Source organism: Halorubrum sp. 48-1-W (assembly GCF_003287355.1).
Lineage (GTDB): Archaea > Halobacteriota > Halobacteria > Halobacteriales > Haloferacaceae > Halorubrum.
Genome location: NZ_QMIM01000056.1, coordinates 1 through 9,126, shown reverse-complemented (window position 1 = coordinate 9,126; position 9,126 = coordinate 1). Strand labels below are relative to the sequence as shown.

The window sequence follows — 9,126 nt, the reverse complement described above, 5'->3', positions numbered from 1 at the left end:
TGGTCAGATTCATCCCACGACTGAAGTCGTGGGCTTTCTCCTCGATCTCGTGTAATCTCAAGATGACGCTCCAATTCGAGGCAGATACCACGACGGCCACCATCACTGCCGATACGAGCGGAAACCCACTGATCAAAATCGAATCGCATCGCTAATTATGCGACAACGAACGTACCGTTTTGTATAACTCCGCGACGATCTCGTACAATCATAGGGAAACAGGAGGCGTCCGTGTCCGTTTGAACTCCCCCTCGATCGTCATACCGAGAACGTTGATCGCTTCGTGATACGTGTCCATCCGCTCAGCTGGCATGTTCTCGTTCTCGATCAGATGGTGTGAGACTTCCAGAAGCAGAGCGTGAGTCGAAACGAGTTCTTTCTTGCGCATGATCTCACTTTCTTCGGCCGTGCGTGCCTCGATCTCGATTCCGGACACTCACTGTGCGTCCTGCCAACGTCACTGAACCATGATCGACGTATGGGTGCGGGATAGCTGTGTACCGATTGCTGACGAGTACGATGCCGACGTGGACAACACTCGCCCACGTTCCCCAACTATGTGAAACGGTATGATACCCCATAGTAACTCGGATGATCAGTACCTACGTCTACTGACCAACTGATTCAGCACGAACAAACCGACACAAACGTATTGACCGCAACCGGACCGGACTAGATCCGTTGTTGAGGATCTCGACAGAGCCTCGATCCCCTACTCCCCGATCGTCGTCGTCGACGCGCTACGGAGCCGGAACGCGTCGTGGAACTCGGCCAGTACGGGGACGTTCGCTTCGAACGCCTCCAGCCGGCGGCGGCTCTCCGGATCGACCCGGGGCGTGCCGATCAGGGTCGCGACCCCGGTCGAGACGGTTCCGGCGCGCCAGCCGACGTATCCCCCTGCGAGCCACGGGGGGAGGTCCGCGAGCATCACGGCGTTCCGCCACGCGAACTCGCGGCTCCCCTCCAATCCCAGGAGCGCGACCCGGTCGTCGAGCGGGTCGAACAGCGCGTCGACCCCGGCGACGCCGGCGGCGGCGTACACCTCGACGAGCGCCGTTTGAACGACCGAAACGAGCCGGGCGAGGACGTCGTTGATCCGGTCGTGATCCGCCCGCTTGCGTCCCCGATCGGGGTCGATACCGACGTCCCGGAGCGTGTACGTGAGGTCGTAGCTGATGTGTGCGTTGATCCCCAGGAGGGCGTCCTGGGCGACCAGGGTGTCGCCCCGGGCGGCCGTGCCGAACGCCACGAGCCACGCCCGCGGGAGCGCGTCGAACTCGCGGCGCTCGAACGCGAGGAACGCCCGTCGGTAGTACTCCGCGAACGCGACGAGGTACGACGCGACCCAGTCGGGGTCGGCGAACTCGTCCGCCTCGATCGCAGTCGCGACCGCTTCCGTCATCCGGACGTACACCGTGAGGAACACCGACCGACGGTCGTCACGGTCCCGGAGGGCCGCCTCCGTCCGAGCCAACCGGTCGGCGACGTCCGCGACGGAGGAGAAGGGTTCCGTGAGGGGGTCGACGAGCGTCGCGTCGGGGTCGACGTCGGCCACCTCCGCGACGAGCGCGTCGGCGTCCACGCCGATCCCCCGCCGGTAGGCGGCCAGCAACGCCTCGAGTTCGGCGGACGTCGGGAGCACGACACGTGGCGATATCATGTTGGGTGGCGACGAGTGTCGTCACGCCGGGATACTCCGGTGGAACCCAAGAACGTTGCTGTGAGCGAGGCCGACTCGTGACCGGGGAGGAGCGACACACGGCCCGAAGAGGAACGACTCGTGACCGGGGAGGAGTTCGTGACCCGCGGGGGAACCCGGCGTCCCGGCGGGGATCCGATGGACTCGACGAGGACGGACGTCAACCCGCCCGCGAGAGTCGCTGGAGTTCGTAGGCGAACACCCAGACCCCCATCAACACGCCGACGGGAACGACGACCGCGGCGATCTCCTCCGAGATCGGCAGTTCAGCTACGTCGACGAGTAGCCGCGTCGTCGTCACAGCGACCCGCTCGAACACCGCGAACTCCTCGCGGATCGTGTTCGTCAGTACCGATCCGACCACCAGCGTCACCATCGCCGCGATGCCGTGGACCGTCCCCCGAACGTGTGGCATATCCACGGGATCGGAAACGGGAAGTATAGCGTTTTCGCCCGAAGGGGTGGACGGAACCCCCCGTCGTCCCCCGTCGGGTCCGCCCAGTCGTCACTCGAACTCGGCGACGAGTTGGGGGACGACGTCGAAGAGGTCGCCGACGATCCCGTAGTCGGCGATGTCGAAGATGGGCGCGTTCGGATCGGTGTTGATCGCGACGATCGTCTCGGAGCCCTTCATGCCCGCGACGTGCTGGACCGCCCCGGAGATGCCGACCGCGACGTACACGTCGGGAGTGACGACTTTCCCGCTCTGACCGACCTGGCGGTTCTTGGGGAGCCACCCGTTGTCGACGATCGGTCGCGACGAGGAGAGCGTCGCGCCGAGCGCGTCGGCGAGCTCCTCGATGAGTTCGATGTTCTCCTCCTCGCCGATCCCGCGTCCGACCGAGACGAGCACGTCGGCGTCCGCGATGTCGACGTCGCCGCCGGCGACCTCCTCGAAGCCCTTGACGCGCGCGCCCGACTCGGGGGCCTCGACGTCGACCGACTCGACCTCGGCGTCGCCGACACCCTCGGCGGGGACGAACTCGCCGCCGCGGACCGTGAGACAGAAGCGGTCGCCCTCGACCGCGACGGTCGTCTCCACCTTCGAGCCGTACATCTCGCGGGTGACGGTCAGGCCGTCGTCGTACTCGAAGCCGAGGACGTCGGCGACGAGCGGGAACTCGAGCCGCTCCGCGATCGCGGGCGCGTAGTCGAGGCCGTTGACGGAGTTCGGCACGAGCACGGCGGCCGGGTCGATCCGGTCGACGAGCTCCTCGACCGCCGCCGCGTAGACGGTGTGGTCGAACTCCTCGCCGTTCTCGACGGTGTAGATCCGGTCGACGCCCGGTCGGTTCAACTCGTCGGCGAACCGGTCGACGTCGCCGGCGACGACCGCGACGTGGAGGTCGCCGCCGAGCGTGTCGGCGAGCTCTCGGCCGGCGGTGAGCAGTTCGAGTGAGACGTCACGCAACTCCCCACGACGGTGTTCGGAGACGACGAGGACGTCGCTCATCACGCGCCCACCCCCTTGTCACGCAGGACCTCCGCAAGCCGTGCCGCGGCCTCGCCCGCGTCGCCCTCGATGATCTCCGCGTCGGAGTCGCTCTCGGGTTCGTACATCGCCGTCAGCGTGAGCGCGCTCTCCACGTCGTCGGCGGAGAGCCCGAGGTCCGCCAGATCCATCGCGGCGATCTCCTTGCGTTGGGCCTGTCGGATGCCACGGAGGCTCGCGTACCGCGGCTCGTTGAGCCCGGTCTGGACGGTCAACACGGCGGGCAGGTCGACCTCGGTCAGCTCCTCTATCCCCCCCTCCAGCTCGCGGTGGACGTTCGCGACGCCCGCGTCGGCGTCGAGATCGAGGTCGTTGACGACCGCGGCGTGCTCGAAGCCGATCCGCTCGGCGAGCGCGACGCCGGTCGCGCCGAACGCGGTGTCGGCCGCCTGAACGCCGCCCAAGACGAGCTCCGGCTCCTCCTCGTCGACGACCGCCTCGAGGACGTCGACCTTCGAGGAGACGTCGGCGAAGGACCCCTCGAACGCGTCGTCCCACACGCGGACCGCGCGGTCGGCGCCCTTCGCGAGGGCCATCCGGATCGTCTCATCGGCGCGTTCGGGGCCGATCGTGACGGTGACGACCTCGTCGGCGATCCCGGCCTCCGCGAGCTGGACGGCCGCCTCGACGGCGTAGTCGTCCCACTCGTTGAGGTCGTACTCGAGGTCCGACACTGCGATGTCGGTCCCCTCTATCTCGAAGTCGTCGTCCGCCTCCCCGACCTCCTTCACGGTCACGAGGACTTTCATGAACGTTTCTCCGGCTGTCGGGATGTAATGGTTTTCGAAACGTGTCTCCACGTGTCTCGAAGGGACGGAACCGCTCAGTCGTCCGCACTCGCCGGTTCGCCGTCGTCGCCTGCCCTCCCGTCCTGGAGCATCGGCGTGCCGTCGGCGCGGGGGCCGAGCTGGGGACCGTGCGGGCCGTCGTCGGGGTCGATCCGTCGGCGCGTCCGGTAGTCGGTCGAGCGCTCGGCCGGGACGCGACCGATCGCCGCGATCATCTCCACGTAGTCGTCGAACGAGCGGTACTCGCCGTACTCGCCGCCCGCGCGCTTCGTGATCTCCTCGGAGAGGATCGTTCCCATGAAGTCGTCCGCGCCGCAGCTGAGCAGTTTGAGCCCGTGGGCGTCACCCGATTTGACCCACGACGCCTGGACGTGGTCGACGTTGTCCAGGAAGAGCCGGGCGACCGCGACGACGAGCTCGTCCTCGTCGCGGGAGGGCCCGGCGTCGACGACGCCCCGGCGGTACAGCGGCGTGTTCTCGTGAATAAACGAGAGCGGAACGAACTCCGTGATCCCGCCGGTCCGGTCCTGGAGGTCGCGGATCACTTCCAGGTGTTTCGCGCGGTGTTCGACCGTCTCGACGTGGCCGTACATCATCGTCGAGGTGACGTCGAGGCCGGCCGCCGTCGCGCCCTCCATCGCTGCGACCCAGTCGTCGGTGCGGATCTTCCCCGGACAGATCACGTCGCGCACCTCGTCGACGAGGATCTCGGCGGCGGTGCCCGGCGCGGAGTCGAGCCCGACGGCTGACAGCTCACGGTACACCGCCTCGTACTCCCAGTCGGTGCCGCGTTTGGCGTGGTAGGCCTCCTCCGGCGTCATCGAGTGGAGGTGGACGCCGCCGACCGACATCGCCTCCATCTGCTCGAGGTAGGTGCCCGGGTCGGTCGCGTACGCCTCCGGAGGCTTGTAGTTCACCTCGCTCGCCGGGTCGTCGTAGCTTTCGAGGATTTCGTGGTGCTCCGCGTTCAGCGCGAACGCCGGATGGAGCCCGGAGACGGAACACACCTCGTAGATCCCCATCTCGAGGGCGTCCTCGACTATCGCCCGCGATTCGGCGGGTGGCTTGGTGAAGCCGGCGTGTTCGACGTCGCTGTCGGCCTCGAACGCGTGCGCGGAGTCCTTGAAGTTACAGAACAGACAGCCCGTGTTGCAGGCGGTGGTGACGTTGTTGTTGAGGTTGGCGACGAAGGTGACCTCGTCGCCGACCGTCTCCGCCCGACGGCGGTCCGCGAGCTCCAAGACGGCCTCCTTGCGGACCGGGTCGATCCCGTCGGTATCGGTCCCGGTCGCGAGTAGCTCGGTCGCGTCGTCGACGGAGAGTCTGGTCCCGTCACGGGCCTTCGCGAGGGCGTTCTCGAACGACTGGTCGGTCGCCGGATCGGCGAAGTCGAAGTCGTCCGGGTCCGGGTCGAGCTCCGTCGTCATCCCCCTATCTTCCCGGCCCCACGGATAAAAACGGGACGGTCACGGCACCGACGGTCGGCATCCGGGTCGTCGCCGGGTCACCTGACCGGCACGCCGGTCCATCCCTCCCTGCTGCGGCGGGTCGACTGCGCCGCGGCGCGTCGTCTGAGCCGCTCGATCCGGTCGGCCGTCGGCGGGTGTGTCGACAGCCAGCGTTCCAGCGGGTCGTCGGTGTCCCGGTGGCTCGACAGCGGCGCGAACGGCCAGGTCGGGTCGGTCGCGCGGTCGATCCGCCGGAGCGCTCGTGCGAGCGCGAGCGGGTCGCCGGTCACCTCCACGGCACGGTCGTCGGCCGCGAACTCCCGCCTGCGTGACCGGGTCCGCGCGAGCAACGTTACCAGAACGAACCCGACCGCCAGGCCCCCCGCGAGCAGGCGATGGAGTCGGCCGAAGACGTCCGAGCGGTCGCCGGGTCGCCCGCGGATCCACGCCGATCCCCTGGCAAGCCCCGACAGCGCCAACAGCGCGGGTAGCGTCACGAGCGTGAGGAGCCCGACGACGGTCCGGGCGAGCCCGTCAACGAGCGCGGCTACCAGCCCGTCGTTCGTCTCGAGGTGGGCGAGCTCGTGTGCGAGGATCGCCTCCAGCTCCCGCGACGGGAGCAGTCGAAACAGCGACCGGTCGACCACGAGCGCGCCGCGACCGGACCCGCCGACCGCGAAGGCGTTCGGCGCGCGCGTGTCGGCGACGTACAGATCCGGTCGTTCGACGTCCATCCGGTCGACGAGCGCGTCGAACCGGCGGTGGAGTTCCGGGGCCCGCGCCCGCGGGATCGGGTCGGCGTTGACCGCGGCGAGGAGCCGAGCCGTCCCGAACCGGTAGCTCAGGTACGCGCGGACCCGAGCGCCACGGCTGTGAGCAGGAGGACCAGTTCGCCGGTGCCCGGTCGGAGGGCCCAGAGCGCGCCGAGCGTCCGGAAGACGAGGAACGCCGCAGTGAGGTAGCCCGCGAGGAGGAGGACGCCGACCGTCGCGGTCACGAACCGGAAGGCGAGCCGGGCCATACGCTCGCTAGGGGCCCGGGGGGCAAACGCGTTACGTCGGGTCGTCCGCTCGAGGGAAACGGTAATCACCCGCGGCGAGAAGACGGGATCATGGACCCACGCGTACGCGAACACGCGGAGACGATCGCGAACCACTCGACCGGCATCGAGGCCGGCGACGACGTCGTCATCCAGCTCCCGAAGGAGGCAGAGGACCTCGCGGTCGCGCTCCACGAGATCAGTGGCGACCGCGGGGCGAACCCGGTGTACCTCAACTACTCGAAGCGCGCGGACCGGGCGTTCAAACGCGCTTCGGAGGGGTTCGAGGAGCCCGCACACCGGCGCGCGCTCTACGAGGAGACCGACGTGTTCGTGATCGCTCGAGGGGGCCTCAACGTCACGGAGGACGCCGACGTCGACCCCGAGACGAACGCCGCGTACAACCGCGCGATGGAGGACGTCAAACGGACCCGCCTCTCGAAGACGTGGTGTCTCACACAGTTTCCCACCTCCGGACACGCGCAGCTCGCCGGAATGAGCACCGAGGCGTACGAGGACTTCGTGTGGGACGCCGTCTCGCTCGACTGGGAGGCCCAACGCGAGTTCCAGGCCGGGATGGTCGATATCCTGGACGAAGGCGACGAGGTGCGGATCCGGTCCGGCGACGGGACGGACCTCACGCTCGATATCTCCGGGAACAGCGCCCTCAACGACGGGGGCGAGAAGAACCTCCCCGGCGGCGAGGTGTTCACCGCCCCCGTCCGCGACGGCGTCGACGGCGAGGTGTACTTCGACCTCCCGCTGTACCGGTACGGCCGCGAGATCGAGGGCGTTCGCCTGCGGTTCGAGGACGGCGAGGTGGTCTCGCACTCAGCCGAGCGCAACGAGGACCTGCTCTCCGGGATCCTCGGCACCGACGAGGGTGCCAGACGCCTCGGCGAGCTCGGCATCGGGATGAACCGGCAGATCGACCGGTTCACCTACAACATGCTGTTCGACGAGAAGATGGGGGACACCGTCCACATGGCGGTCGGCTCCGCGTACCCCGAGACCGTCGGAGAGGAGAACGAGGTCAACGAGTCCGCCGAACACGTGGACATGATCGTCGACATGAGCGAGGACTCGGTCATCGAGGTCGACGGCGAGGTCGTCCAGCGGAACGGCACGTTCGTCTTCGAGGAAGGGTTCTAGGAGGGGGCGGTCGTGTGTGGTTTCTCTGCGGGGTTTTCCCTGCAGGTTTTGCCCGGCCGAGCGGAGCGAGGGCGGGGAAACGGTGCAACGGTAGGTCCGTCTTCGAGGAAGGGTTCTAGCCGTCGTCGTCGTCCGATCCGACCGGTTGCGGTCCGATCCCGACGTGACGAGCGTACGGGAAGCAGGCGAACGCCAGCGCCCCGAGCGCGTCGTATGCCAGATCGGAAAGCGTGTCCCCGAGATACCGCTCGACGCTCCACCGGACGTAGAACTCGCGGAAGGCGTATTCGTACACCTCGAAGACGGCACCGATCGTGAACACGAGCGCGGGCAGGAACAGGAACAGTCGCCTCGGGGTCGCGAACGTCCCCGGTCGTAACAAGTAGACGATGCCCGCGACGCCGAATCCGGACAGCGAGTGAGTCATCACGTCCCAGAACCAATAACGCGTGTACGCTCCCCACGCCAACCCGAGGAAGTGGAACGCCGTGACGGAAACCGAGAGGAGTGCGACCGCGACCCAGGCGATCCGCCACTCGGGGCCGGACGCGATCCCCGAGACGACCGTCGAGAGGGCGGTCCCCCTCGCGCGTTCTCGGGCCGCGTGGGGCCGACCGTCCTCATCGAGCGTTCCGGTGGCCACGGCGAGGACCGAGACCGTCGCGCCGAAGACGATCGTGGCACCGACGACGACCATGACGCCGCCGTGACCGGTCGTGTACGCGACGAGAAGCGAGCCGGTCCCCCACAGCGAGACGACCATGGCGAGCGCGAGCCAGACGTCGTACCACCGGCGGTCGGGAACGGTGTTCAATAGCCCGAGGACGACGAGGACGCCGATCAGGACCACCTCGAAGGTCACGCCGAACGGAACGAGTCCGAGGAGGAGGAGCCCGCCGGTCGCCGCCCACTGGAGCCGTCGGTCGTCGCGCCACGCTCCGACGGCCGCGGCCGACGCGACGATCGGGATCGCGACGACCGAGAACGCGAGGGCTATCGTATCGACGGGAGCCGACGGAAGCTCGGTGGTGGCCGTCGTCCTCCCGGAGACGAGGGCGGCCGAAAGGAGAACGGACGCCGGGATCGCGAGCAGGGTCGGGAGGGAACGGACTGTCCGTCGGAAGGGCTTCGATAGTTCGACGTTCCCGGACACGTCTCGGGATCGTCGGTGGCAGTATTAAACCTGGCTCGTGGTTCGGCGTACACGTTTATTTGTCGGTGTCCCCTTCGGAGCCGTATGCCCGAGGAAGTCCTCTTCGAGTCGGAGAGTCGCCGCAGTCGTGAGGAGATCGCCTCGTATCTCCGGACCGTCGCCGACTCGCTCGACGCCGGCAACGCCATCACCCTCACGCGGGGTGACTTCTCCCACGACTACAGTCGTGGGCTTCCCTCACTGAGGGTTAGGCCCACGTCTTCCGGAGAGTTCGCAGGTTCTATCTCACCGTTCGTTCCCTTGAGTACGACCTGCGTTTCGGGCTGAGCCACAACAGCCCCCACCGTCGATAGCG

Annotated in this window: 9 protein-coding genes and 1 pseudogene; 2 read left to right on the top strand and 8 right to left on the bottom strand. The window is 67.6% G+C overall.

The window, feature by feature from the left end; translation table 11 throughout:
* Positions 1–208: 208 nt before the first annotated feature.
* The 7 genes and pseudogenes from DQW50_RS17370 to DQW50_RS17340 form a co-directional block, all read right to left on the bottom strand.
* Positions 209–436, bottom strand: coding sequence for a hypothetical protein (locus DQW50_RS17370; protein WP_241964479.1), 228 nt, complete (start codon positions 434–436; stop codon positions 209–211).
* Positions 437–712: 276 nt separating this feature from the next.
* A complete protein-coding gene (locus DQW50_RS17365; RefSeq protein ID WP_112080510.1) occupies positions 713–1,660 on the bottom strand; it encodes a DUF5995 family protein in 948 nt (315 codons plus the stop codon).
* Positions 1,661–1,859: 199 nt separating this feature from the next.
* Complete coding sequence (locus tag DQW50_RS17360) at positions 1,860–2,114, bottom strand: hypothetical protein (protein WP_198664719.1); 255 nt, start codon at positions 2,112–2,114, stop codon at positions 1,860–1,862.
* A gap of 90 nt (positions 2,115–2,204) precedes the next feature.
* Positions 2,205–3,152 carry an electron transfer flavoprotein subunit alpha/FixB family protein gene (locus DQW50_RS17355; RefSeq protein WP_112080509.1) on the bottom strand — a complete coding sequence of 316 codons (948 nt, stop codon included), beginning with the start codon at positions 3,150–3,152 and terminating at the stop codon, positions 2,205–2,207.
* Positions 3,152–3,940, bottom strand: coding sequence for an electron transfer flavoprotein subunit beta/FixA family protein (locus DQW50_RS17350; RefSeq protein ID WP_112080508.1), 789 nt, complete (start codon positions 3,938–3,940; stop codon positions 3,152–3,154). The genes DQW50_RS17355 and DQW50_RS17350 overlap by 1 nt, the downstream gene beginning before the upstream one ends.
* A gap of 74 nt (positions 3,941–4,014) precedes the next feature.
* Positions 4,015–5,406, bottom strand: coding sequence for a 7,8-didemethyl-8-hydroxy-5-deazariboflavin synthase subunit CofH (gene cofH, locus DQW50_RS17345; protein WP_112080507.1), 1,392 nt, complete (start codon positions 5,404–5,406; stop codon positions 4,015–4,017).
* Positions 5,407–5,483: 77 nt separating this feature from the next.
* Positions 5,484–6,448: pseudogene (locus DQW50_RS17340) on the bottom strand (M48 family metallopeptidase).
* Between the two features lie 90 nt (positions 6,449–6,538).
* On the opposite strand from DQW50_RS17340, the gene DQW50_RS17335 reads away from it, so the two are divergent.
* Positions 6,539–7,618, top strand: coding sequence for an aminopeptidase (locus DQW50_RS17335; protein ID WP_112080506.1), 1,080 nt, complete (start codon positions 6,539–6,541; stop codon positions 7,616–7,618).
* 115 nt (positions 7,619–7,733) lie between these two features.
* Here DQW50_RS17335 and DQW50_RS17330 read toward each other — a convergent pair whose 3' ends face one another.
* Entirely contained in the window at positions 7,734–8,771 is a 1,038-nt protein-coding gene (locus DQW50_RS17330) for a hypothetical protein (RefSeq protein WP_112080505.1), read from the bottom strand.
* A gap of 84 nt (positions 8,772–8,855) precedes the next feature.
* On the opposite strand from DQW50_RS17330, the gene DQW50_RS18575 reads away from it, so the two are divergent.
* Positions 8,856–9,098, top strand: coding sequence for an amphi-Trp domain-containing protein (locus DQW50_RS18575; protein WP_241964478.1), 243 nt, complete (start codon positions 8,856–8,858; stop codon positions 9,096–9,098).
* The last annotated feature ends 28 nt before the right edge of the window (positions 9,099–9,126 follow it).

Coding starts and splice junctions, on each gene's coding strand:
- DQW50_RS17365 (WP_112080510.1), bottom strand. CDS start 1,660: ATGATATCGCCACGTGTCGTGCTCCCGACGTCCGCCGAACTCGAGGCG.
- DQW50_RS17360 (WP_198664719.1), bottom strand. CDS start 2,114: ATGCCACACGTTCGGGGGACGGTCCACGGCATCGCGGCGATGGTGACG.
- DQW50_RS17355 (WP_112080509.1), bottom strand. CDS start 3,152: ATGAGCGACGTCCTCGTCGTCTCCGAACACCGTCGTGGGGAGTTGCGT.
- DQW50_RS17350 (WP_112080508.1), bottom strand. CDS start 3,940: ATGAAAGTCCTCGTGACCGTGAAGGAGGTCGGGGAGGCGGACGACGAC.
- cofH (WP_112080507.1), bottom strand. CDS start 5,406: ATGACGACGGAGCTCGACCCGGACCCGGACGACTTCGACTTCGCCGAT.
- DQW50_RS17335 (WP_112080506.1), top strand. CDS start 6,539: ATGGACCCACGCGTACGCGAACACGCGGAGACGATCGCGAACCACTCG.
- DQW50_RS18575 (WP_241964478.1), top strand. CDS start 8,856: ATGCCCGAGGAAGTCCTCTTCGAGTCGGAGAGTCGCCGCAGTCGTGAG.